The sequence below is a fragment of the Streptomyces sp. enrichment culture genome (assembly GCF_964272855.1).
Lineage (GTDB): Bacteria > Actinomycetota > Actinomycetes > Streptomycetales > Streptomycetaceae > Streptomyces.
Genome location: NZ_OZ186847.1, coordinates 5,909,771 through 5,933,359, shown reverse-complemented (window position 1 = coordinate 5,933,359; position 23,589 = coordinate 5,909,771). Strand labels below are relative to the sequence as shown.

18 protein-coding genes, 1 other RNA gene and 5 pseudogenes are annotated in these 23,589 nt (G+C 70.4%); 6 read left to right on the top strand and 18 right to left on the bottom strand.

Features of this window, described 5'->3' with window-relative positions:
- Positions 1 to 260: 260 nt before the first annotated feature.
- Both ACSU6L_RS26225 and ACSU6L_RS26220 read right to left on the bottom strand, forming a co-directional pair.
- The gene (locus ACSU6L_RS26225; protein WP_437060600.1) at positions 261 to 1,433 is read right to left on the bottom strand and encodes a tyrosine-type recombinase/integrase; all 1,173 of its coding nucleotides are present in this window, start codon (positions 1,431 to 1,433) and stop codon (positions 261 to 263) included.
- Between the two features lie 187 nt (positions 1,434 to 1,620).
- Entirely contained in the window at positions 1,621 to 1,995 is a 375-nt protein-coding gene (locus ACSU6L_RS26220; protein WP_437060598.1) for a hypothetical protein, read from the bottom strand.
- Positions 1,996 to 2,084: 89 nt separating this feature from the next.
- Here ACSU6L_RS26220 and ACSU6L_RS26215 point away from each other — a divergent pair.
- A protein-coding gene (locus ACSU6L_RS26215) for an IS5 family transposase (RefSeq protein WP_437060596.1) occupies positions 2,085 to 2,896 on the top strand; the annotation gives its coding sequence in 2 pieces (ribosomal slippage) (positions 2,085 to 2,427 and positions 2,427 to 2,896; 813 coding nt in all).
- 60 nt (positions 2,897 to 2,956) lie between these two features.
- On the opposite strand, the gene ACSU6L_RS26210 is transcribed toward ACSU6L_RS26215, so the two are convergent.
- The 5 genes and pseudogenes from ACSU6L_RS26210 to ACSU6L_RS26190 all read right to left on the bottom strand — a co-directional run bounded on the left by ACSU6L_RS26210 (position 2,957) and on the right by ACSU6L_RS26190 (position 8,113).
- Positions 2,957 to 4,714 carry a hypothetical protein gene (locus ACSU6L_RS26210; protein ID WP_437060594.1) on the bottom strand — a complete coding sequence of 586 codons (1,758 nt, stop codon included), beginning with the start codon at positions 4,712 to 4,714 and terminating at the stop codon, positions 2,957 to 2,959.
- A 37-nt stretch (positions 4,715 to 4,751) separates the two neighbouring features.
- Complete coding sequence (locus tag ACSU6L_RS26205) at positions 4,752 to 6,566, bottom strand: hypothetical protein (protein WP_437060592.1); 1,815 nt, start codon at positions 6,564 to 6,566, stop codon at positions 4,752 to 4,754.
- A 231-nt stretch (positions 6,567 to 6,797) separates the two neighbouring features.
- Positions 6,798 to 6,896, bottom strand: a pseudogene (locus ACSU6L_RS26200) (transposase); the annotation flags it as partial.
- A pseudogene (locus tag ACSU6L_RS26195) lies at positions 6,896 to 7,182 on the bottom strand (transposase); the annotation flags it as partial. The pseudogenes ACSU6L_RS26195 and ACSU6L_RS26200, both read right to left, overlap by 1 nt.
- A 223-nt stretch (positions 7,183 to 7,405) precedes the next feature.
- Complete coding sequence (locus tag ACSU6L_RS26190) at positions 7,406 to 8,113, bottom strand: ATP-dependent DNA ligase (protein WP_437065069.1); 708 nt, start codon at positions 8,111 to 8,113, stop codon at positions 7,406 to 7,408.
- Positions 8,114 to 8,960: 847 nt separating this feature from the next.
- On the opposite strand from ACSU6L_RS26190, the gene ACSU6L_RS26185 reads away from it, so the two are divergent.
- On the top strand, positions 8,961 to 10,274 hold the full coding sequence (locus ACSU6L_RS26185; RefSeq protein WP_437060590.1) for a tyrosine-type recombinase/integrase: 1,314 nt from the start codon (positions 8,961 to 8,963) through the stop codon (positions 10,272 to 10,274).
- 189 nt (positions 10,275 to 10,463) lie between these two features.
- Here the strand turns inward: ACSU6L_RS26185 and rnpB are convergent.
- The 5 genes and pseudogenes from rnpB to ACSU6L_RS26160 form a co-directional block, all read right to left on the bottom strand.
- Positions 10,464 to 10,868, bottom strand: an RNA gene (rnpB, locus tag ACSU6L_RS26180) — RNase P RNA component class A.
- 115 nt (positions 10,869 to 10,983) lie between these two features.
- Positions 10,984 to 11,700: pseudogene (locus tag ACSU6L_RS26175) on the bottom strand (DMT family transporter); the annotation flags it as partial.
- 85 nt (positions 11,701 to 11,785) lie between these two features.
- A complete protein-coding gene (locus ACSU6L_RS26170) occupies positions 11,786 to 12,622 on the bottom strand; it encodes an AraC family transcriptional regulator (RefSeq protein WP_437060588.1) in 837 nt (278 codons plus the stop codon).
- Between the two features lie 23 nt (positions 12,623 to 12,645).
- Positions 12,646 to 13,221 carry a Uma2 family endonuclease gene (locus ACSU6L_RS26165; protein ID WP_437060586.1) on the bottom strand — a complete coding sequence of 192 codons (576 nt, stop codon included), beginning with the start codon at positions 13,219 to 13,221 and terminating at the stop codon, positions 12,646 to 12,648.
- Positions 13,222 to 13,322: 101 nt separating this feature from the next.
- Positions 13,323 to 14,756, bottom strand: a complete 1,434-nt coding sequence (locus tag ACSU6L_RS26160; protein ID WP_437060584.1) for an RNB domain-containing ribonuclease — start codon at positions 14,754 to 14,756, stop codon at positions 13,323 to 13,325.
- A 74-nt stretch (positions 14,757 to 14,830) separates the two neighbouring features.
- Between ACSU6L_RS26160 and yaaA the strand changes: the two genes are divergently transcribed.
- Positions 14,831 to 15,613: a peroxide stress protein YaaA gene (gene yaaA / locus ACSU6L_RS26155; protein ID WP_437060582.1), complete on the top strand. Its 783-nt coding sequence runs from the start codon at positions 14,831 to 14,833 to the stop codon at positions 15,611 to 15,613.
- A gap of 91 nt (positions 15,614 to 15,704) precedes the next feature.
- The gene (gene eda, locus ACSU6L_RS26150) at positions 15,705 to 16,361 is read left to right on the top strand and encodes a bifunctional 4-hydroxy-2-oxoglutarate aldolase/2-dehydro-3-deoxy-phosphogluconate aldolase (protein ID WP_437060580.1); all 657 of its coding nucleotides are present in this window, start codon (positions 15,705 to 15,707) and stop codon (positions 16,359 to 16,361) included.
- On the opposite strand, the gene ACSU6L_RS26145 is transcribed toward eda, so the two are convergent.
- From ACSU6L_RS26145 to ACSU6L_RS26135, 3 genes are read right to left on the bottom strand one after another with little or no spacing between them, the layout of a single operon-like run.
- On the bottom strand, positions 16,336 to 17,475 hold the full coding sequence (locus ACSU6L_RS26145; RefSeq protein ID WP_437060578.1) for a bifunctional RNase H/acid phosphatase: 1,140 nt from the start codon (positions 17,473 to 17,475) through the stop codon (positions 16,336 to 16,338). The two genes, eda and ACSU6L_RS26145, sit on opposite strands and share 26 nt — an antisense overlap.
- Positions 17,476 to 17,485: 10 nt before the next feature.
- Entirely contained in the window at positions 17,486 to 18,229 is a 744-nt protein-coding gene (locus tag ACSU6L_RS26140) for a zinc ribbon domain-containing protein (RefSeq protein ID WP_437065067.1), read from the bottom strand.
- Complete coding sequence (locus tag ACSU6L_RS26135) at positions 18,226 to 19,077, bottom strand: Nif3-like dinuclear metal center hexameric protein (RefSeq protein ID WP_437060576.1); 852 nt, start codon at positions 19,075 to 19,077, stop codon at positions 18,226 to 18,228. Before ACSU6L_RS26135 ends, ACSU6L_RS26140 begins: the two co-directional genes overlap by 4 nt.
- A gap of 197 nt (positions 19,078 to 19,274) precedes the next feature.
- Here ACSU6L_RS26135 and ACSU6L_RS26130 point away from each other — a divergent pair, with 197 nt between their 5' ends.
- Together ACSU6L_RS26130 and ACSU6L_RS26125 are read left to right on the top strand one after the other, a co-directional pair.
- The gene (locus ACSU6L_RS26130) at positions 19,275 to 20,699 is read left to right on the top strand and encodes a hypothetical protein (RefSeq protein WP_437060574.1); all 1,425 of its coding nucleotides are present in this window, start codon (positions 19,275 to 19,277) and stop codon (positions 20,697 to 20,699) included.
- A gap of 94 nt (positions 20,700 to 20,793) precedes the next feature.
- Positions 20,794 to 20,949, top strand: a complete 156-nt coding sequence (locus ACSU6L_RS26125) for a hypothetical protein (protein WP_437060572.1) — start codon at positions 20,794 to 20,796, stop codon at positions 20,947 to 20,949.
- Between the two features lie 7 nt (positions 20,950 to 20,956).
- Here ACSU6L_RS26125 and ACSU6L_RS26120 read toward each other — a convergent pair.
- The 3 genes and pseudogenes from ACSU6L_RS26120 to ACSU6L_RS26110 form a co-directional block, all read right to left on the bottom strand.
- Positions 20,957 to 21,705, bottom strand: a pseudogene (locus tag ACSU6L_RS26120) (SDR family NAD(P)-dependent oxidoreductase); the annotation flags it as partial.
- Between the two features lie 8 nt (positions 21,706 to 21,713).
- Positions 21,714 to 22,467: pseudogene (locus tag ACSU6L_RS26115) on the bottom strand (alcohol dehydrogenase catalytic domain-containing protein); the annotation flags it as partial.
- Between the two features lie 32 nt (positions 22,468 to 22,499).
- Entirely contained in the window at positions 22,500 to 23,357 is an 858-nt protein-coding gene (locus ACSU6L_RS26110) for a MaoC/PaaZ C-terminal domain-containing protein (RefSeq protein ID WP_437060570.1), read from the bottom strand.
- Positions 23,358 to 23,589: the final 232 nt, after the last annotated feature.

Genomic DNA, 23,589 nt, shown 5'->3' with positions numbered 1-23,589 from the left:
CAGACCGCACCCGCGCCAGCGTTCCAAGCAGCCTCCGCACATCGGCCGCGTCGAAACGGTGATCGCCAGGGGGCACCCCGGCACAGGGCAGTCCGGCAGCCCGATCACGGGGTGCTGCCGCGGCCACGTGATCACCCGCCGGTCCCAGTCCCACCCCAGCACCACCAGGAAGTCCTCATCCAGGGCGTGAAGGATCTCCCTCTGCCGCTCATCGCTCGCCGGTGCCTCGCTGCCCGGCAGGGCTGCGGAGCGCGCGGCCCTCACCGTTCCCCCTCCGGCCCGCGCAGCCCGCGTGGTGACGGCACCCGATCGATCACCGCCCTCACACGCTTCGGATCCGGGAACAGGTATGGCGCCTGCGAGTCGAGACTCTTCTGCCCGAGCACCGCCTGCACCTCATCCGGAGTACCCCCGGCATCGGCCACGTTTGACGCGAACGCCCGGCGCGCCATGTGCGCGCCCACCCGCCTGCCCAGCCCGGCCCGGTCGCTGAGCCGTTCCAGCAGCTCCCCGATCGCCTCCGGCGGCATCGGCTCACCCAGCGGAGCCCGGAACAGATTCACCAGCAGGAAGTCGCTTCCACTTGCTCCCAGCAGCCGGTTGCGCTCCTCGTAGTAGAGGTCGAACGCGGACACCACAAGGAAGTCCAGCGGCGCCACCCACGCGTGCCGCGACTTCGACCAGGCCCCGTTCCCGTTCTCCCGCCGCCGCACATGCACGTGGGCGCCCGGGTAGTCGCAGCCCAGCGCACGGGAGTCCGGCAGCAGATGGACATCGCTGCGCCGCAGGCCCGCCACCTGGCTGCGGCGCAGCCCGACCCTGCTTACTAGCAGGACGATCAGCCGGTCCCGCGCGTTGCGGCAGGCGGCGAACATGGCCACCAGCTCGGCGTCCTCAGCCCGGCTCACCCGTGCCTCCGGCTCACGAAGCGAGTGCACCGGCCGCAGCCTGTAGAACAGGCCGCCGTCCTCGCCCTGCGCCTCCGCCGGAAGGTCCCGACTGTCGGCGAGCTCGTAGATCTGTCCGAGCACCGACCTCGGCGCCTCCCTCACCGACACCGCGTACGACAACAGGCCCCGCACCGCGACGAGCACCCGGTTGATCCGGCGCTCACCCCGCACCGGGACGGCACCCGGCCCCGGCCACAGCTCCGACACCACCCCGTCCCGGGGCGCCGGGGTGTACTTCAGCCAGACCATGAACAGACCGAGGTCACGCCCGGCCGCCGTCCACTCCCGGCGCGTCGACCGGCACCACCGCAGGTAGAGCGCGACGCCGCCGGCGTACGCCTTCGTCGTCAGCTCCGCGCGGTCTCGACCGAACCGCAGCTTCCGTAGCCATTGATCAGCAACTGCGACGACCTCCAAGTCGTCGTCGAGGACCGTCCAGTACCTCTGTCCGGACGGCATCACCACGGGAAATGCCCGCACCATCAGCTCCTGCCACGAGTAGTACAACAACCCGCCGCAGAGCCACACCCCCCGAGAACGAGTCCCAGGAGCTCAACGAACCCACCTCACCCCACGTCACACCACAACCAACCCACCCCGAGAGAAAGGTCATCTGCCGGGCATGCCGGGCGGCTGAAACAACGAAAGACGCATAAAGCTGACTGGCCGATCAACCAGCAGCCGGCACCGCGCCCTCACCGAACGCCGCGACGTCTTCGGGTGACATGTCCTCGCGAAGGCGGGCGAACCGGACCGGGTGACGCCATACCCCCCGGTCCTGGGCGCGGTCCACATCGATCTCGGCAACCAGCTCCGGCGCGACGAGGACGACGTCCAGCGGGGTCCGGGACCCCCACGACGTGGTGAATCGTATGCCCACCCAGGGATGGCTCGGCCCGGCTTGAGTGAGCAGGTCGGCGAAGCGCCGGGCATGGTCGGGATGCAGCTGGGTACTGCGCGCGACCGGCCTCAGCACCCCATCGCGGTCATAGCGGCCCAGCAGAAGACTCTGCGGGCGGCGGAGCGTGCCGGTGATCGCCCCCACGATGCCCTCCGTCGTGTCCCGTCGGCGGATCTTGTACCTTCTCTGCACTAAGACGGTGTCCTATGTGGTGAGGCGTCGTTGAACTCGGCATGGGGCGGGGTACGTGGAGTTGGATTGTTCCGGACGGGCTGTGGGAGATCGCGAAGCCGCTGATCCCACCGTCGAAGGTGCAGCCACAGGGCGGCGGAACGCAGGACACGCCTGATGAAACGCTGTTCGCGGCGATCATCTACGTGCTGGTGTCCGGCTGCGCCTGGCGGGCTCTGCCGCCGTGCTTCGGGATATCGAAGTCGACCGCCCACCGCCGGTTCCTCATCTGGTCCAGAGCCGGCGTCTGGGGCCGGCTGCACGAGGCCGTGCTGCACCAACTTGACGACGCTTGCCTCATCGACGTCACCCGCGTAGTCCTCGACACCGCCCACGTCCGGGCTAAAAAGGGGGCGAACACACAGGTCCGAGCCCCGTGGACCGGGGCAGACCGGGTTCCAAGATGCACGTCCTGTCAGACGCGAACGGACTGCCCCTGGTCGTCGGCGTCTCCGCCGCGAACGTCCACGACAGCGAAGGGCTGAAGCCGATGGTGGCCGGTCACCAAACGAGACACGACCCCCACCGCGGCCGTCACCTCAAGCCCCAACGGCCCCATGCGGACAAGGCATACGACGTGCCTCAGCTGCGGAAATGGTTACGCGGCAAGCGCATGCGCATCGCCCGCAAAGGCATCGAGTCCAGCGAACGATTGGGCCGTCGCCGGTGGGTCATCGAGCGGACCATGTCCTGGCTGTCCGGCTACCGTCGGCTCAGCCCCCGCTACGAACGAAATCCCCGCAACTACCTGGCCTTTCTCGGTCTCGCCGCCGCCCTGTGCTGCTACAAGCGACTCGTCCGCCTCACCACATAGGACACCGTCTTGAAGGAAACCGGAGACAACCGATGGACGAGGTAGATGCCTGGAATCACTTTAGAAGACGTCGAAGACGTGGTCGGCCAGCATGACAGCGGCGCATCCGCGGGCCTCGGCGGTGGTGTGCGAGCTGAGCAGGTGCCCGCCGATGACGGTCGCGGCCTCCTCGGGCGGAGTGCCGGGTGGCACCGTGTTGAGGTTCTGCACGCTGACGTGCACTTCCCAACTGCCCTTCAGCGCGTCCGGTGGCAACGGGACCAGCGCCGTGAAGCAGCACCGCTGGGCATGCAGCCTCCGGCCATCCACGATGCTCTCGCCGAGCTCCCTGCGAAGAGCAGCCGAGAGCGGTTCGGGTACGTCAACGTCGAGGTCCTCGCCGACTGCCTCGACGCAATAGCGCAGCAGGCAGCCCAAGCCACTGCCACCACGCATCTCAGCACCGGCGATCCCGGGCCCAGCTAGCTCCAGCTCGTGCGCCACGCCGAACTCTGCGGGCGTCGTCGCCGTGGCCACGGCGAGGCCAGCGGCGTTGAACGCAACGACCGTGACCGGATTGCCGGCATGGGCGATGGTCACCTGCACGTGATCTGTCAGAGGATGAGAGACGTCCAGTATGTCCGGAATCAGCACCCCCCGGTCGTTCTCCGGCCAATTCACTACCCGGACTTCCTCGACGTCTGCGAGGTACCTGAGCCATGCGAAGTGGCCCATTGGTGGGTACGGCCCCGTATCGATGTCGTCGAAGGTGACGCACCGCAGCTCGGGCTGCTGCTGGTAGCAGGTGGTCGGTGCGAGTACGGCCTGTAGGACGCGGCCGGGGTCCTCGCGCGGGAAAAAATGGGCAACGACGTGGTAGTCCTGGCACCCGCGGGACTGGTAGTCCCAGATTGCTGCTGTCACCTGGACCGCCTCGCCGGGATGGTACGCGTCGCGGTTGACCTCGACGAGCTTGCCGAGCAGGAACTGGGAGTTGACCTGGCGCTCTTCCATGGTGAGGGTCTGTTCACCCTGGTCGGTGCGCCGGGTGTACTGCCAGTGCACATCAGTGGCGAACGGGCGCCCAGGTATTGGCAGGTCTGGGTACTCGATGGCGACGTCGACCGTCTCGTCAAGGGTGTAGGCGCCTCCGGGCGGTATGGTGGCGTCCTGCCCGCGCCGGGACGGATCGCGGACGTCGCTCAGCGCGGCCGCAAGTGCTAGTGCGGCTGCGCCGCCGTACAGACCAACGGTGAGCGGTGACGGCACCTCCCACTCGATGAGTGAGGGGGCCAAGATATTGCAAGCAGCAATCTTGCCGACCGCCTCCAGATGATCGGTCTCCGTGGGGCGGCCGGGTTGGATGATGTCATCGCCGGTTTCGCCGCCATCGCCCCACACATGCCAGTTGCTCAGTGCGACGGCTGCGTTGGTGGTGGCATCGCGTGCTAGCAGGCCGAGAGTACCGGCGCCGTTAAACCATGCGATGTGGTTGGCGGCGTTACTGCTGGCCACGCCGCCGCGCAGGGGGTCGTACTGGGTCTCGTCCCGTTGCCCGACCATGCCTGCCGCGGGTTTGATTCTGTGGGCTTGGACGTCAGTTGGAAAGCCGTCGACTTCCCGGGGTACGGGCTGTGATCCGGCGGCGGTGATTCCGCGGTCGGTCCCCAGCTTCTGCCGCACATGCACGATGACCGCCAGTTCGTCGGTGAGGTCACCGCCTCGTCTGGGCAGCCCCCAGCCGACTGTGACGATGTTGGGATCATCGGCATACTCGCGACGTAGGCGTTCCACAGTCGCTTTGATCCGCGCCAGCCGGTCGTTGTCGGATGCGTTCATGGTGCACCCCTTTCCATCGAGGTAACAGGCCGGGCGGTCAGATCGTGATGCCGAGACGGGCCTGTACGTCCTCGAGCAGGGACGCAAAGCCGCCGTTGTCGTCGTCCCTGTTGCCGCTGTGGTGGAGGGCGACCGGTCGCAGCGTTGCGCTGTGTACCCACACCGAGCCGGAGTCGCCCTCGCGTGATACCGGCTCGCCAAAGGCGCGGTCGTTCTCGAGGAGTAGCTGGTCAATGTTCCAGGTGGCCTTATCGTGCCCCCTCGGCGCGAATCCGGTCATGATGGCGTGAGTCAGGCCGGTGCGGGCCCCGGATTTGTGGACCTTGCGCAGGGGATCGTTCTTCGGCAGCAGCATGAGGGCGTCGAGTTCGGCGCGGCTCATCACCGGCCCCGTCAAGGTGATGTTGCCGTCGAGGGCGGTGATCGCGCTGAGGAAGTCCTCGCCCGACTGGGCGTCCAGGGTCGTGAGGAAGGCCAGCGCCCGATCGGTGTCGAGCACGCAAAGGGCGGCGTCGACGTCGTCGCGCTGCACTCGGCCGAGCGAGCCGATAACGAGGTCCTCGTCGTGGTAGGTGAGGTCTGCGGCCTCCGAGAGCGCGCCGGCGAGTAGTAGGACGGCCGCGATGATCAGTAGGGCGACCTTCCACCACGGGTCCTCGAACGGGATCGGGCCGTGCTGGCCAGAGAACGGCGCGGCAGGGGTGATGGTGTACTCGAACCGGGTCGGCAGGACGAGGAATGGGTCATAGCAGTAGGTGCCGTCGCTGGGGTTCCATGGATCGGCCGATCCGCCGTGGCACTGGCCATGGGGGCAGCTGCAAGGGTCCGAGCCGGGGCCGCAGGCCTTCGCGATGAGCCGCTGGAGCTGGCACGCGTCGACCTTGCGCCCGTCGAGCAGGCTTTGGAGCAGCGCGCGGATCTCATCAAGGGTCTGGCCGTCGGGGTGGTCACGCGCAGGCGCTGCGGGACAGCGGCGGCGGCCGCGCCGCCCGGTCTTGCGGTCGATGGCAATTTCGCGCAGTCGCAGGCGCAAAGTGCCCTCGGCGAACTTGGAGACGATAGCCCCAGCCGCCAGGTCAACGCGGGTGCGGCTAACGAAAATCTGGCGGGTGATGCGCCGGGCATGGTGTCCGGGATCGGCCATGCCGGCCATGTTGAGGCAGACGAATTCGATGTCGTGCTTGCGGGGCGCAGCGGCGGTCACGTCAACCTTGAAGTAGACGGTGCGCGCGGCGCCTGGTTCGAGCGGCCCGAGCACAGCGCCCGTGCCGTGCATGCTCTGCCCCAAGGCGGTGAGTTCGGCGTACGTCCAGGCGTCGTCCACCACGATGCCGCGCATCGCGAGGTCGGCACGCGACGCAGGCGAGATGTCGAGCACGTGGTCGGTCGTGAAGGGCAGTCCCCAGCGGTTGATCACCCGAACCGCCAGATAGTACGTGCCGAGGGCGGTCTCGAAGATGCCGTCGGGCATCAGGAACAGGTCTTGCCGACGGACGGCATACGGTCGGTACGGGATGTCAAAGAGGCTGCCGTCGAGATAGCGGCCGGTCCAGCGGATGTCCCGGTAGTCCTCAGTGGGAAGCGGGTCCTCTGACCCAATGTTCGCCTCGATGTCCACCCGGTCCAGCCCTGGGTCGATCATCATCTTGGTGGGCTTCCACAGCTGGCCATCAAATTCACGATACTCGCCAATCAAAGCCCATGACGGGCCCTCAGCGTCCACCGTCGAGCCGACGATCGGCGGATAGGTCCCCGACCCGAGGCCCGCATTCGCAATCCGGAACCGATTCTCCCAGCTGTGGACTGCCTCGATGATCTGCAGGTTCCACCGACCGTGCAACTGAATCGCCACTGTCCTCTCCTCAAGGCCCATGAGTTCGAGGTCTGCTCGCGGGACGGGCTGCCACATGTTGTCCCCACGCAGTCACCCCGCCGTCGGTGGCCGCATGCTTGAAGAGCACGACGGTTCCACCTGAGATGAATCCGCAAGTTGCGGGATTGTGTGATAAATAAGCCCCTTATGTGATGGTATCTCTGCACTGGCGGTGCTGCGCGCTGCGGTCCCGGGACCTGCTATGCAACAAGCTCGTTTGAGCTGCTTGTTTCCTCTCCTGGAGGACTGCTCGCCGCGGATTGAGGAGCCCGAGTTCCGGGTGGCCGGGGCGAGTCCCGCGTAGGCGGCCCTTCGCTGTCGTGGACGTTCGCGGCGGAGACGCCGACGACCAGGGGCAGTCCGTTCGCGTCTGACAGGACGTGCATCTTGGAACCCGGTCTGCCCCGGTCCACGGGGCTCGGACCTGTGTGTTCGCCCCCTTTTTAGCCCGGACGTGGGCGGTGTCGAGGACTACGCGGGTGACGTCGATGAGGCAAGCGTCGTCAAGTTGGTGCAGCACGGCCTCGTGCAGCCGGCCCCAGACGCCGGCTCTGGACCAGATGAGGAACCGGCGGTGGGCGGTCGACTTCGATATCGTCCGGGTTGCTCCGGCGGCGCTGCGGGTTCGGGGCGGTGCGGAGCCATCCGACCAGCGCGGAGGCGTCCGCCTCGGTCGCCGGTCCCACGAAACGTCCAGGAACCACAGCAGCCGGTGCCAGCGGAGAAGGTCGTAGGCGTAGCTCTTCGCAGTCGGCGGACGGTTGTCGTCCAGGATCAGGCCGCGGAGGTACGGAACGACGGGGGCGACGACGGTCTCGTCAGGGCCGACGACGGCGTACCAGGGGATGGTGTCCAGCTCGATCACTGAGCCGATGCGGGGCACGTCGGCCCAGCCTTCGATCAGCTCGCGGTGTAGGTCTAACAGAGGCATTGGTGCAGTTAACACACCAGCCTCGGGCACCCGGGATGTACCGCTGCTCCCGCCCGCGGATCACCAGCCCTTCGACGCCAGGAACCTCCGTCCACGAGGTCAGCCAGTCCTGCGCAGCCCGGACGTCGTCGGTTTCAGGGCACAGCGTCCAAGGCGGCGCGAGCGCGTGCTCGGTGAACAACTCCTCCAACTTCGCGCGTCGACGTTCGTACGGTTCCTGGAGCAGCTCTTGTCCCTCGACCTGAAGAAGGTCGAAAGCGACGAAGTGGGCGGGCAACACCTCAGCCAACCGCTCAGCCGTCCGTCCGCCGGACGCCGCGCGGCGCTGCAATGCCTCAAATGAGAGCTGTTCCCCCTCCCACACCAGAAGCTCCCCATCGAGAACCAGGCCGTCGGGGAGGCGCGCAGCGGCAAGGACCAGGTCGGGGAACCGGCTCTGCACCAGGGCGCCCCTACGAGACTGGAGCAGGACTGGACCCGGTCGAGGGTTCGGGGTGAATAGGAGGGCACGATAGCCGTCCAGTTTCGGTTGGAAGATCAGCCCTCCAGGCAACGCTCCGGGCGGGGGAAGCTGGTCGCGAGCCTGCGCCAGCATCGGTTCCACCGGCGGTCGGAGCACCATAAGTCCTGTCTACGGCTCCGGCGCCTTGACCGCACGTTGTGCACCGACGACCTGCCGCGCAGCCACTGCCGAAACCCCGACTGACGAACGGGTCATCACCGAGATCCGCAACAGAGCGCACCCAGCGGCGAGGCACACAGAGCGTCTCCGTGCGGCCGCTGACGTTCCCCCTGCAGGGCGAGCCTACGGAAACTTCTAGCAACAACTGTTTACGACAGAACATCTCAAATGTGCCTATAACACCCTTGCCGTGCTGCCATCCAGGGGATACGTGGGCTAATCTGGCGGCGAGTCATAAACACCTGTAGATGACTGGCTCTGGTGCGCTCTTCGCTCGCGCGCGAAGCTCCGCCCGCCGTCATCCACGGGTCGGCTGCACGCACATTGGGGGAGGCTCGGCCTTGCTGGAGACAGGGCACGCGCATGCGGAATATTCGACTCCGATTCGGCGCGACATACGGGTTTCGGTGCCTCGATGAAAAGAAAAGAAAAGGCGCTGGAAACCGGTTCTTCTGCTTTCGCTGACCGCTATATGATGCCCCGCGAGGTGGAACACCGCCTGGGTATTTCACCTTCAACTCGGCGCAGGTGGACTAATCGGGGTTTGCTGCGCGCCTACCCTCTCGGCCCGTATTACCAACCCGGACCAGGTGACAACCGGAGAGGAAACAGGAATGGCAGCAGGGTGCGCTACAGCGAGAGACAGGTGAACGACCTTTTCGAGCGCATCAAGAGGGGAGAGCTTGCACGCCCCTCGAAGCCGGCTGAACTGTAGGACCGCGGGCCGAGGAAAGCTGTACTCACCACACGGAAGGGGCACATGGCCGAGTCCGACGCGCCATTCGACCGATGGCACAAGAAGTACCCGAAACCAGGAGACAAGCCGTGCAAGTGCGGCACAAAGAAGAATCCACTGTACCCATCGGCCGACCACGGTCGGGGACAGCAGTGGCAGGCTCGTTACACCGACCCGAACGGCAAGCCTCGACGGCCCATGTTCGACACGTGGCAGGAAGCCCGTGACCACCTGGACGAGGTGCGGGTAAGCATCCGCGGCGGCACGTGGGTGGACCCGGACATCGGCAGCCAGAAGGTCAAAGCGTTCGCAGACCAGTTCATCGAGCGCAAGAAAAAGAAGAACAAGAACGAGAACACGACCGGGACCTACGAGACTCATCTCCGGGTCCACATCGTTCCATTCCTTGGCTCGCGCGTCGCCAAGACGCTGAAGCGCCGGGACACCATGGCGCTCGTCGATCACCTCATCGGCAAGCCCGGCATCGAGTCCGCGTACTACGTCCACCAGATTTATAAGACGTGGCGCATCCTCGTGAACTACATGATCGATGAGGATGTGCCCCTGCCGGCGAATATCGTTTCCCGTATCGAGCTTCCGGAGATCGAAGAGCGGGAAAAGGTTGCGCTGTCCCCTGAGCAGGTCGCGGGACTGGCTCTCGCCATGCGGCAGGTCGAACCCCGTTACGAAATCCTCGTATGGATCGCAGCTTGCGCTGGACTCCGCGAGGGCGAGGCTTTTGGCCTCAAGGAGACCTCAGTCGTGTGGGAGCATGACCTGCTATATGTCGAGGAGCAGCGGCAGCGGGGCAAGAAGGCGAAGCTGAAGACCAAGGCGAGCTACGCCACGCTGCCCGTCGATCACTTCCTTATCGAGCGCCTTTCGGAGCACTTGTCTCAGTTCAGAGGTCCGGCTCCGGTTTCCAAGGCGGCGCTGCAGAAGCGGAAACAGCGCGGCTATGTATCGCCGCCTGACGAAGGGCTGATCGTCACGACCCGGACCGGTCGGCCGCTGTCGCGCAGCCACTTCAACGACAAGTGGCGGGCGGCCGTCGAGCTGGCCGGGCTGCCCGAGGGCACGCGGTTCCACGACCTCAAGCACTTCTACACGAGCCGCTTGGGGGCAGATGGCAAGTACGACCCGAAGACGGTCCAGGCGCTCTCCCGTCACGCCGAGTTCTCCGAGACGTGGGACACCTACGCACACCCGCCCGTGGCTGTGCAGGGCGTGAAGGTGGACACCTTCAGCGGTCTCTTCGGCGCCGGCGGCCCCGGCATCACGCAAGCGCAGCTCGGCACCCAGCAGCGGGCCGACGGCGTCGACCGCGCGGCCGCATGACGTGGATGCGGGACTTGACACCGACCGCACCGCAAGTGCAAGACTCTTCGACGCAACGAGGCGAACCATCGTGGCGCGAGGGTGAGTTGACCCGTGGAACGGTCTGCCCACCCGATTCGACCCCGATTCGACCCCGGAGCCGAATGGCAGAGTGGACACCCCCTCTGACCTGGGCCGGAGGGGTGCGACAGGACGAGCCGGGCTGTACGCCGGGTTCTGTTCCCCGGGTTCCTCGCGGAGCCCGGGGCGACGGCCATCCATCTAGGGCCGGCGTTGCCGCCGGCCTCGTGCGGTCTACCCGCGGACTCGGGCGGGCAGCCCTCGAACGTCCGCGCAGAGCGCTTTTGACGGCGCTCCTTTTGACCTTGCTCCGGGTGGGGTTTACCCAGCTGCCCAGGTCACCCTGGGCACTGGTGGTCTCTTACACCACCGTTTCACCCTTACCGAGGACGAAGATCCCCGGCGGTCTGCTTTCTGTGGCACTGTCCCGCGGGTCACCCCGGGTGGCCGTTAGCCACCACCCTGCCCTGTGGAGCCCGGACGTTCCTCGGGAAGCCCCCTAGGGGGACTCCACGCGGCCGCCCGCCCGGCTCGTCTGCCGTGCCGACCATGCTACCCGGCGGAAGCCGCCCTTCGGCGCCGCGGCCGTGGCCAGCACCGAGCCCGCCAGGATCAGGGCGAACGCGACGCCGATGCCGAGGGTCAGCTTCTCGTCCAGGAAGAGGGCGCCCGCGGCGACGGCGACCGCCGGGTTGACGTAGGTGATGACACCGGCCCGGGTCGGTCCGATCTCCTTGATCAGCTCCAGGAAGGCCACGAACGCGATCGCGGTGCAGACGACGCCGAGGCCGGCGAGGGCGGCCAGGACCTCGCCCGAGGGCATGGCGGCCGGCCGCGTCAGGAAGGCGGCGGGGGCGTAGACGACGGCGGCCAGCGTGAGGCAGGGGGTGATGAGCTGGAGGGTCGGGACGTCCTTGAGGTGCCGGGCGGCTATCAGCGGGGCGGCGGCGTAGCCGACGACCGTGACCAGCACCTCGGCCAGGGAGCGGGCGTCGCCGCCGGTGAGGTGCGGCAGGGTGAGGACCGTGACGCCCGCGAGACCGAGGGCGAGACCCGTGATGCGGCGGGCGCCCACGCGTTCCTCGGCGCCGAAGAAGCGGGCCAGGAGGAGGGCGACGATGGGCACGCCCGCGATGAGCAGTCCGGCGGTCGAGCTGGACAGGCGGCGTTCGGCGTCGGTGAGGGTCCACCACGGGCCGACGATCTCGATGACCGCGAAGGCCAGCATCGGCTTCCAGTGCGCCCGCACGGTACGGGCGAGGCCGCCCTGGCGCAGGGCGAAGGGCAGCAGGAGGGCGGCGCCGAGCGCGCACCGCGCGAACACCACGACGGACGGGGACAGCTCGTCCACCGCCACCTTGATCATCAGATAGGGGACGCCCCAGACGACTCCCATCAGGGAGAACAGGGCCCAGCCGCGTGCAGTCATGGAGACAGTCTCGGGGTCACCCTCATCCCCGGTCTTGAACGCTGTTGCGGTACGCCGCCGGGGTCACCCCCAGCACCCGCCGGAACCAGCGCGTCAGATGCGCCTGGTCCGCGAACCCGACCAGCGCGGCCACCTCCGCGGGCCGCAGCCCGCACTCCAGCAGGCCGCGCGCCCGGTGCACCCGGTACTGGGCGAGCCAGGCGTACGGCGGCACGCCCATCTCCGTGCGGAAGGCGCGCAGCAGCTGGTACCGGGACAGGCCCAGGTCGGCGGCGAGAGCGGCGAGGGACGGCGGGTCGGTCAGCTCGTCGGCGAGACGGTCGCGTACGGCGTGCGCGACGTGCCCGGCGCCGGGCACGGTGTCGCTCACCGCACGGGCCGTGGAGTGCCGGCGGGCGAGTGCCGTGAGCAGCCACGGCAGCCGTGACTCGGCCTCCAGCGGGTCCGGGCAGGCACTCAGCGCGGTGTGCGTCCGCAGCAGCGCGCCGGCCAGCTCGGGATCGTCGAGCACGGCCTCCCGGAAGTGCCGCACGCCGGTGCCGTGGGTGCCGTCGGCGAGCAGGTCGGGGGCGGCGTAGAGCGCGCGGTAGGAGTAGCCGCCGTCCGGCGTGGCGGGGCCGCCGGTGTGCATCTCCCCCGGCTCCAGGATGACGATCGAGCCGGGCCCGGAGTGGACGCGTCCGCCCCGGTAGTCGATGAACTCCAGCCCGCCGACGGTCACCCCGACGGTGTACTCCTCATGCGCGTGCGGCGCGTACACGTGCCGGTCGAAGCAGGCGGTCAGCAGATCCAGCACCGGCCCGCACCGCCCGAGCCGCGCCCGCGCCCACCGGGCGTCCTCCCGTGTCCGTACGCTCACCTCGCACCCCCGGTGACAGGGGATCAGAGGAAGTCGCCGGTGTCCAGGTCGAATCCGAAGGGGGCGGGGAGGGGGAGGGGTTTGCCGAACGCGAGAGTGCAGAGCTCCCGGTAATCGCCCGCCTCCGGGTCGCTGAACAGCGTCACCGAGGAGGCACTGCGGTCGACGAGCAGGTAGAGGGGGATGCCTCCGCGGGCATAGCAGCGGCGCTTGGTGTCTCGGTCGGTCTGCGGCTTCGAGGACGTCACTTCCAGCACCATGGCCACCCCCCGGCAGGGCATCCAGGGGTCGGCGCCCTGGTAAAGCGCGAGTTCCACCGGGGCGAACGTACCGTCCGGGATCACGTGGTCCTTCGCGCAACCGTCGGCATTCTCAAGCTTCAGGCCCTTGTTTCCAGAGAAGTCCATGTCCGTACGGGATCGCCTGATCACTTGCGTCAGGATCCTGCTGATGTAGTGCTCATGGTCCCCGTCCGGCGGCGGCGTCACAACGATCTCCCCCTCGATCAGCTCAGCCTGGAACCCCTCCGGGGTCTCCAAGGCGAGAAACCACTCCAGCAGGAGTTCCTGCGTGATCGGCTCTTGTGCCATGGCAGTCATGTCACGCCCCTCCTTCGGTCGCTCGCCAGACTGGGACATCGGCTGACCACCTGTGCCTGAGATCGGGAACCGTTCCCTCGATCGTGGCACAGCCCGCGCCGCTACGCGGGCACGAACCGTACGGTCGCCCTCGCCGGGTCCGCCTCCGTCAGCCGCACCCGGACCCGTTCGCCCAGCGGGAGCCGTGCGCCGTCGACGCGGCCGATGACGGCGGGTTCGGTGAGCTGGACCGTGCCGACGGTGGGGCGGTCGTCGTCGATGTCGACGACGCAGGCGTCGAAGGTCTCGCCGACCCGGCCGGACAGCACCGCCGCCTCGACGACGTTCACGCACTCGCGTTCCACCGTGCCCGCCCGGCGGGCGCCCGCGGTCATCTCGGCGGGCAGGGTGTCGAGGGCGGCGAGGACCCAGTCGGGCGGGTCGTCGCCGGAGGCCGCGGCCAGGCAGAGTTCCGTGGTGTAGCGGTCGGCGAGGCGGCGCAGGGGGGCCGTGCAGTGGGTGTACGGGGCGGCGACGGCGGAGTGGGTGGTGATGGGCGGGAGGACGCCGTCGCGGAAGACCGTGTAGCCCGCGCCGCGCAGCAGCGTGGTGCATTCCTGGAGGAAGGCGGCGTGCCGCGGCCGGCGCGGGTCGAGGGAGCGGACCAGGTCGGCGTAGGAGACGTGGTGCGGCCAGTCGATGTGCAGGGCGTGCGCGGTGCGGCGCAGCCGGCCGACGGCGCCGTCGGGGGCGGCGGGCAGGGTGCGCAGGACGCCGGTGCCGTACGCGAGCATCAGGTCGGCCGCGGCCATGCCGGTGAGCAGGGAGATCTGGGCGTTCCAGCCGTCGGCGGGGAGCGGGGCGCGGTAGACCGGTTCGTAGGTGCCGTCCCGCTCGACGATCTCCTGCTCGGGCACGCTGAGGGAGATCCCGCCGCGTTCGGCCTCCAGGCGTTCGCGGAGCAGCCCGACCGTCTTGAGCAGGGCGACCGGTTCCTCCGCCCGCCCGTCGTCGATCTGCCGCTGCACCCACGCGTAGTCGAGCCGGGCCCGGCTGCGGACCAGGGCGCGGCGGAGGTCGACGGCGAGGGTGCGGCCGTCCGCGTCGAGGTCGATGGTCCACAGGGCGGCGGGGCGGGGCCCGTCGGGGAGCAGGCTGGCGGCGGCCTCGCCGAGGGCCGCCGGGTGCAGGGGGACGCGTCCGTCCGGGAAGTAGAGCGTCATCACCCGCCGGTGGGCCTCGGCGTCGAGCGCTCCGCCGGGGGCGACGAAGGCGGCGACGTCGGCGATGGCGTACCGCACCCGGTAGCCGGTGCCCTGCCGGGCCAGGTGCATCGCCTGGTCCAGGTCGGTGGAGGCGGGAGGGTCGATGGTGAAGAAGGGGATGGCGGTCGCGTCGTACGACGGGAGGGCGGGTGCCGTGGCCGCTCGTTCGGCTTCGGCCAGTACCTCGGGCGGGAAGCCTTCGGGGATGCCGAGTTCGGTGCGCAGCGCGGCGAGGGCGGCCCGCAGCGGTGTTTCCGGGGCGCCGGTCACGCGGAGGGGGCGGCGGGGCATACAGCGAGCGTAGGTCGCAGGGTGCCGGGCGGCACGCCGTACGCTGGCCGGGAGCTCTACCAGAAGGAGTACGTGTGCTGGTCCTGCTGCCGCCCTCGGAGGGAAAGGCCTCCTCCGGCCGGGGCGCCCCGCTGAAGCCGGAGTCGCTGTCGCTGCCCGCGCTGACGGACGCCCGGGAGGCCGTCCTCGACGAGCTGGTCGAGCTGTGCGCGGCCGACGAGGAGAAGGCGCGTGAGGTACTGGGGCTGAGCGAGGGCCTGCGCGGCGAGGTCGCGAAGAACGCGGAGCTGCGCACGGCCGGGGCGCGGCCCGCCGGGGAGATCTACACGGGTGTGCTGTACGACGCCCTGGACCTGGCCTCGCTGGAGCCGGCCGTGAAGCGGCGCGCGGCGCGTTCGCTGCTGGTGTTCTCGGGGCTGTGGGGCGCGGTGCGGGTGACGGACCGGATCCCGTCGTACCGCTGCTCCATGGGCGTCAAGCTGCCGGGGCTGGGGGCGCTGGGCGCGTACTGGCGCGCGCCGATGGCCGCGGCGATGCCCGAGGCGGCCGGGGACGGGCTGGTGCTGGATCTGCGGTCGGCGGCGTACGCGGCGGCGTGGAAGCCGAAGGGCGAGGTGGCCGGGCGGACGGCGACGGTGCGGGTGCTGCACGCGCCGACCCGGAAGGTCGTCAGCCACTTCAACAAGGCGACGAAGGGGCGGATCGTACGGAGTCTGCTGTCGGCCGGGGTGGCGCCGGCCGGTCCGGCGGAGCTGGTGGAGGCGCTGCGGGACCTCGGGTACGAGGTGGAGGCGCAGCCTCCGGCGAAGGCGGGGCAGGCGTGGGCGCTGGATGTGCTGGTGGAGGAGATCCACTAGCCGGGGGAGGTCGGCGTCGCATCACAGCGCGCGTTGCAGCATATGCAACGCTCATTGCGCAGAACGCTTCGACGGGGGCAGGATGAGGGCCATGACCCTGCCCTCGCCGTCCCCTGTGCCCTCCGTCCTGGATCTCGCGCCCGTCGTGCCCGTCGTGGTCGTCTCCGACGCCGCCGACGCGGTGCCGCTCGCCCGTGCCCTGGTCGCCGGCGGGCTGCCCGCCATCGAGGTGACGCTGCGGACGCCGGGCGCGCTCCCCGCGATCCGGGCGATCGCGGACGAGGTGCCGGAGGCCGTGGTGGGGGCGGGCACCGTGATCACGCCGGGGCAGGTGGACGAGGCCGTCGCGGCGGGGGCCCGCTTCCTGGTGAGCCCGGGCTGGACGGACGTGCTGCTGGCGGCTATGCGCGGGTCCGGGGTGCCGTTCCTGCCGGGGGTGTCCACCACCTCGGAGGTCGTGGCACTGCTGGAGCGCGGGGTGCGGGAGATGAAGTTCTTCCCGGCCGAGGCCGCGGGCGGTACGGCCTTTCTGCGGTCGCTGTCCGGGCCGCTGCCGCAGGCGCGGTTCTGCCCGACCGGCGGGATCGGCCCGGCCTGCGCGCCCGACTACCTCGCGCTGCCCAACGTCGGCTGTGTCGGCGGCAGCTGGATGTTGCCCGCGGACGCGGTGGCGGCCCGCGACTGGGCGCGGATCGAACGGCTGGCCCGTGAGGCCGCCGGACTCAGCGCAGGTGCGACGTGTCGTTGAAGAGGCGGACGCTGGGGTTGCCGTCGGCGTAGTAGGCCACGACCGACAGGGAGGCCGCCGACAGCTCCATCCGGAACATGGATTCCGCCGGGGCGTTCAGGGCCAGCCGGATCAGCGTCTTGATCGGCGTGACATGGCTGACCAGCAGGACCGTGCGGCCCGCGTACGCCGCGACCAGCTTGTCGCGGGTGGCGGCGATCCGGGTGGCGGTCGCCGCGAAGCTCTCGCCGCCGCCGGTCGGCTCGGCGTCCGGGGAGGCCAGCCAGGCGGCCAGGTCGTCCGGGTGGCGCTCGTGCACCTCGGCGAAGGTCAGGCCCTCCCACGCGCCGAAGTCCGTCTCGCGCAGCCCGTCGTCGACGCCGACCTCCAGGCCGAGGCGGGCGGCGACGATCCCGGCGGTCTCACGGGTGCGGGCCAGCGGTGACGACACGATCGCCTGGATCGTGCCCCGCCGGGCCAGCGCCGCCGCGACCCGCTCGGCCTGGTCCCGGCCGACGTCGGACAGGGACGGGTCGCTGCCGCCGCTGCCGGAGAAGCGCTTCTGCGGGGTCAGCGGCGTCTCGCCGTGCCGCAGCAGCACGAAGGTGGCCGGCGCGCCGAGGTCGGGCGCGGAGCCCCAGCCGACGGAGGGGGTGGCGACGGTACGGGCGGCGCGCAGATCGGCGTCGGTCTTGGCGGAAGCACTCGGGGTGCCCGTGCCGGCGGGAGCGGCCCCCGCGTCCATCGCCTCGTTCGCCAGGCGGTCGGCGTGCTTGTTCTGCTCGCGCGGGATCCACTCGTACGTCACCTGGTCGGGCGGGAAGACCCGGGACGCCTCCATGGCCAGCGGCTTCATGTCGGGGTGCTTGATCTTCCAGCGGCCGGACATCTGCTCGACGACCAGCTTGGAGTCCATCCGCACGTGCACGCGGGCCGCCGGGTCGAGCCGGTGGGCGGCGCGCAGACCGGCCAGGAGTCCCCGGTACTCGGCGACGTTGTTCGTCACCACGCCCAGGAACTCCGCGGCCTCCGCCAGCGTCTCCCCCGTCGCCGCGTCGATCACCACGGCGCCGTAGCCCGCGGGCCCCGGGTTGCCCCGCGACCCGCCGTCGGCCTCGACGATGAACTCCCGCACCCGCGGCCCCCTAGAGACCCGACTCGGCCGTACGCACCAGGATGCGGCGGCAGTTCTCACAGCGCACCACGGTGTTCGGCGCGGCCTTGCGGATCTCGTTCAGCTCGGTGATGGCCAGCTCCTGGCGGCAGCCCTGGCAGGTACGCGCGTACAGCTTGGCCGCGCCGATACCGCCCTGCTGCTCGCGCAGCTTGTCGTAGAGCTTCATCAGGTCGGCGGGCACGGACCCGGCGACGACCTCGCGCTCCTTGGTGACCGAGGCCGCCTCGCCGTCGATCTCCTCGAACGCGGCGTCACGGCGCCCGGTGGCGTCGTCGATCTTCCCCTGCACGGAGCCGACCCGCTCGGTCAGCTCGGCGACCCGCGTCTGCGCGGACTCCCGGCGCTCCATGACCTCCAGGACGACGTCCTCCAGGTCGCCCTGCCGCTTGGCGAGCGAGGCGATCTCGCGCTGGAGGTTCTCCAGGTCCTTCGGCGAGGTGATCGCGCCGGAGTCCAGCCGCTGCTGGTCCCGGGCGGCACGCTGGCGCACCTGGTCGACGTCCTGCTCGGCCTTGGTCTGCTCGCGGGCGCAGTCGCTCTCCTCGGTCTGCGCGGCCACCAGCAGGTCGCGCAGCTGCGTGAGGTCCTTGGTCAGCGACTCGATCTCGGCGTGCTCGGGCAGCGACTTCCGCTTGTGCGCGAGCTGCTGGAGACGGACGTCGAGGGCCTGGACGTCGAGGAGTCGGATCTGGTCGGCGGGCTCGGCGTTCAGTTGGGGGCTCCTGCAGATGATTCGGTGGACGCCTCGTGGGCGGTCCAGGGGTCGGTGACCGTCTTGGAGACATGGACCCGAAGGCCCCATCCGTGGCGGTCGGAGATCTCGTCGAGCTGGCTGGCCGCCAGCTCGCACCAGGGCCACTCGGTGGCCCAGTGCGCCGCGTCGAGCAGCGCGAGGGGGCTTTGGGCCACCGCCTCGGAGGCGGGGTGGTGGCGCAGGTCCGCGGTGAGGAAGGCGTCCACGCCCGCCGCCCGGACGTGGTCGAACAGGCTGTCGCCGGAGCCGCCGCTGACGGCGACCGTACGGACCGTCGCCTCGGGGTCGCCGGCCACGCGGATGCCCTGCGCGGTGGCGGGCAGCCGGGCGGCGGCGCGGGCGGCGAGCTCGCGGACCGTCAGCGGGTGGTCGAGTTCGCAGACCCGGCCGAGGCCGCGGCGGCCCTCGGGGTCGGTGGCGTCCGGCACCAGGGGCCGTACGACACGCAGGTCCAGCGCGCCCGCGAGGGCGTCGGAGACTCCGGGGTCGGCGGTATCGGCGTTGGTGTGGGCGACGTGCAGCGCGATGTCGTTCTTGATCAGGGTGTGCACGACACGGCCCTTGAAGGTGGACGCCGCGACCGTCGTCGTCCCGCGCAGGTAGAGCGGGTGGTGGGTGACCAGCAGGTCGGCGCCGAGCTTCACCGCCTCGTCGACGATCTCCTGGACGGGGTCGACGGCGAACAGGACCCGGGTGACCTCCTGGCCGGGGTCGCCCACGACCGTACCGACCGCGTCCCAGGACTCGGCCCGCTCGGCGGGCCACAGATTCTCCAGCGCGGCGATGACTTCTGACAGACGGGGCACGGAACACAGGCTACCTGCCTGGTCCGCGGGCCTGAACCGGCGCGGCCACCGCATCCGCGCATCACCCCCTGGAGCACACGCGTCCCCGTTCCCTCAGGCGAATCGCCGCGCGGCCACCCGTATGTGTGAAGCGGCCTGCGGCCGCTCCCCCGTCTGTGCGTACGAAAACTAGCTTCCTCACTGGAGGTGACCGAACGATGACGGCCTGTGCGATCGAGCCCGCGGCGGGAGACCAGGACGGCTTCTCCCCGCGGCCGGGCTGCGTGATCACGGTGGACGGCGGCTACGCCGCACGTCTCGCCCGCAGCGGCGACTCCTGGTTCCCGGAGCGCTGGACCCTGGACGGCCCCGAGCCCTACGCGGTGCCGCTGCCCGGCAACCAGCCGGAGGAGCCCGGCACCGAGGTGCAGCCCATGGGCGACGGGCGGGTCCTCATCCGCCGCCACGTCGACGGGCGGCAGCTCTTCGCGCTGCTCTACCCGACCGGTCCGGGTACCGGCGAGCTGCCGCTGGGCGCGGTCGAGTGCGGGGACGCCGAGGTACGGCTGCTGGCGCCCGCGCCGGGCGGCGACCGCGCGTACGCCCTCGTCGTCGGCCCGCGCTCCAGCGCGGTGTGGCTGGTGGCCGGGGGCGCGTTCGGGCCGGAGCACGTGGCCGTGATCCCGGGGCGCTGCTCGGGCGGGGGGTGGCTGGACCGGGAAGGGCGGATGCTGGCGCTGGACCGGGAGCTGGACGGCCGCACCAAGACCGTCGTCGTCGACCTGGAACGGGGCGGGGAGGTGTCCCCGCTGCTGCAGATCGCCGCCGACAGCGACGACCGGCTGCTGCTCGCCGACCCGGACAGCGGACTGCTGCTGATCCGGTCCGACGCCCCGTCGCCCGGTCACGCGCGGCTGGGCTGGGGCGTGCTGGGCAGCACGCTGCCGGTGCGGTTCCCGGAGTGCCTGCGGGTGTCGGCGGACTGCGCGGTGACGCCGTTCGCGATCCAGCCGGGGCTGGTCCTGACACCGGAGAGCTGCGGGGTGGCGCTGCGGGTCGACGGCCCGGGAGGCACCTGGATCGGCATCTGGCGTCCGGCGGAACGATGCATCAGGCATCTCCCGGCGCCGGAGGGCTGGCTCGCCGGGGCCGGGCTGTGGACACGGGAGGGCGTCCTGCGCCTGCCGTACACGACGCCCGCGACGCCGTGCGGGGTGGCGGAGCTGGCGGTGCCGGCGAGGGACGAACCGGCGAGGGACGAACGTGTGGCGGAGACTGAGGGCGTGCGGGGGGTCTCGGGCGCGGTATGGCACCCAGGGGCAACCGCGGCCGCAAGAGGCGTCGGCCAGACGGGGGACGCGGGGACGGCGGGCATCGCACGGGTCGGGGACGCCGACAGCGCGGTGGACGCGGGCGGCGCGGTGGACACGGGCGGCCCCGAGGGTCCGGGGCGGGACGGTGCGGCTTTCGTCCTCGGGAAGCCGCCGGAACCGGGCCCTTGGCAACCGGATCCGTCGCAACCGGACCCATCACAACCGGACTCCTCTGATCCGCGCCCCTCGGAACCGGAGCCTTCGGAACCGGTCCCGCTGCGGCCGGTGCCGTTGCAGCAGGCGCCGTTGGGGCGTCTTGTAACGAAGTAGCGGCGGTCGGCGTGGCCGCCTGGATTCGGCCCGAGGTGTGCCGGTTAGACTCCCCCGGCTGTAAAAGATCATGTTGACGGGGTGAATTCTTCCGATGAGCGACGCCAGCACGTCCCAGCCGCTGCCCGACGGCACCACGGAGCCCGGCCACGGCAAGCACCGCGGCCAGGTCTCGGCGCAGGAAACCGAGACGGCCCCCCGCGGCCGGCACCGCAAGCCGGTGGAGCAGCAGACCGAGACGGCGGCCTGACGGTACGTCATTCGGCACGGCACCTGGCCCCGTCCACCTCGCGGTGGGCGGGGCCTTGTCGTGTTCTGCGCGAGGCCCGTCCGGGCGGGCGCCTGCTACCCCTCCTCAGCCCCAGCACCTCCGCCGCCGCGAACGTCTCCCCCGTCGGCCGCGCCGCGAAGTGCGGGGTCAGCAGCGCGTCCAGCTCCTCGTGGGTGAAGCTGTCCTGCTCGCTGTCGAACTTCTCCCGCACCCGGGGCCGTTCGACGACCGCCACCATCCCGCCGTGCACGACGAGCACCTGGCCGTTGATGCGGGCGGCGGCCGGGGACGCGAGGTAGCCCACGAGCGGGGCGACATGCTCGGGGGCCAGCGGGTCGAGGCCGCCCTCGGGCGGGGGAGCCCCGCGAACACGTCCTCCGTCATCCGGGTGCGGGCGCGCGGGCAGATGGCGTTGGCGGTCACTCCGTACCTGGCGAGGGCGAGGGCCGTGGAGGTGGTCAGCCCGACGATGCCGCCCTTGGCGGCGGCGTAGTTGGGCTGCCCGGCGGAACCCGCCAGGAACGCCTCCGAGGAGGTGTTCACGATCCTGCCGAACACCGGCCCGCCCCGCGCCTTCGCCCGCTCCCGCCAGTGCGCGGCGGCGAACCGGGTGGTGTTGAAGTGGCCCTGGAGATGGACGCGGATCAGCGAGTCCCACTCGTCCTCCGCCATGGGGAAGACCAGGCGGTCGCGCAGGATGCCGGCGTTGTTGACGAGGATGTCCAGCTCGCCGAACGCGTCGTCTCGAAGACGTAGTCGAAGCCCTCCCCGCCGGTCACGGACTGCTTGGCGTCGGCCAGTTCCTCCGGCGGCACCGCGCGGGTGGCGCCGAACCGCAGCGCGGCCTCGCGCCGCCCGGCGACCGGGTCGACGGCGACTATCTCCGCGGCGCCCCGCAGCCGCGCGCCCTGGATCGCGGAGATGCCGACGCCTCCGCAGCCGATGACGGCGACCGACGAACCGGCCTCCAGGTCGGCGGTGTTGAGGGCGGCGCCGAGGCCGGTGGTGACACCGCAGCCGATGAGGGCGGCGATGTCGTAGGGCACATCGTCGGGGATCGGCACCGCGCAGCCGGCGTCCACGACGACCTCCTCGGCGAAGGTGCCGGTGCCGGCGAAGCCGAAGACGGCGCCGCCGGGGCGCCGGAAGTTGGGGGTGCCCGCGTTCATGAACCCGGCCAGGCACAGTTCGGTCTGCCCGCGTCTGCAGGCGGGGCAGGCGCCGCAGGCGGGCAGCCAGCGGACGACGACCCGGTCACCGGGCGCGAGCCCGACGACACCCTCCCCCCACTTCGACGATCTCCCCCGCGCCCTCGTGCCCGGGCACGAACGGCACCGGCTGCGGCAGTACACCGCTCATCGCCGACAGGTCGGAGTGGCACAGCCCCATGGCCCGTACCCGGATCCGCACCCTGCCTGGCCCGAACCCCGTCGCCTCGGCGTCGTCGACGACTTCCAGCTTCTCCTGGCCGATCTCGTGCAGTACGGCTGCGCGCATGGTGCGGCTCTCCCCTCGGAAGGCTCGATGGCTCACGCGTGCTGGACGATCGTGTCGGCGAGGACCGGCGCGTCGCCCCTGTCGACGGCGCTCACGGCCACCCGGACGGCACCCTCCTGCCGCCACATCCGGATGCGCAGGGTCTCGCCCGGGTGGACGACCCCGGCGAACCGGGTGTCGTAGGACCGCACCCGGCCCACCTCCCCGTCGAGCAGGGTGTCGACGACGGCCTTCAGCGTGATGCCGTAGGTGCACAGCCCGTGAAGGATGGGCCGGTCGAACCCGGCGACCTTGGCGAACTCGGGGTCGGCGTGCAGCGGGTTCCAGTCGCCGGAGAGGCGGTAGAGCAGCGCCTGGTCCTCGCGCACGGGCCGCTCGACCGTCAGGTCCGGCTCCCCTGCCGGGGGGTCGAGCCGGGCGGACGGCCCCCGCTCACCGCCCCACCCGCCTTCGCCCCGTACGAAGATCCGCGCGTCGTTGGTCCACAGCGGGCCCTCGGGGTCGCCGACGTCGGTGCGCAGGACCAGGACGGCCGCGTTGCCCTTGTCGTGGACCGCGGCGATCCGGGAGGTGGCCGTCGCCTTGCCCTCCGGGGGGATCGCGCGGTGGACGGTGAGGGACTGGCCGCCGTGCAGCACCCGGGCGAGGTCGACCTCGACGCCGGGCATGGACAGGCCGCTGATCACTCCGGGGCTGCCCGCGCCGGCGACGGTGGCGAAACTCGGCAGCACGTGCAGCCGGGACTCCAGGGTGTAGCGCAGCTCGTCCGGGTCGGTGGCGGGGATGCCGGCGCCGATGCCGAGGTGGTAGAGCAGGACGTCCTTGGGGGTCCAGGAGATCTCACCGGTCCGGGGTTCGGCGGCGAGGGCCTTGGCTGCGTCGATGGGCATGGGGCTCCTGATCACGGCGGGCGCGAGGACGATGACGTGGCGGAGAGGCTGACACGGATTGAAACCCCGGTGCGACCGTCCGCACCGTCGACCGCACCGAGGTCGTCCCGAGCCGCGGAATCCGCTCTTCTAGAACGCGTTCCAGTACGGCGACCCCCTGTATAGCCCACCTCCCGACAGTTGTGAATACGTCCGGCAACGCCTGACTGACGGTACGTCAGATAGGCGGCGA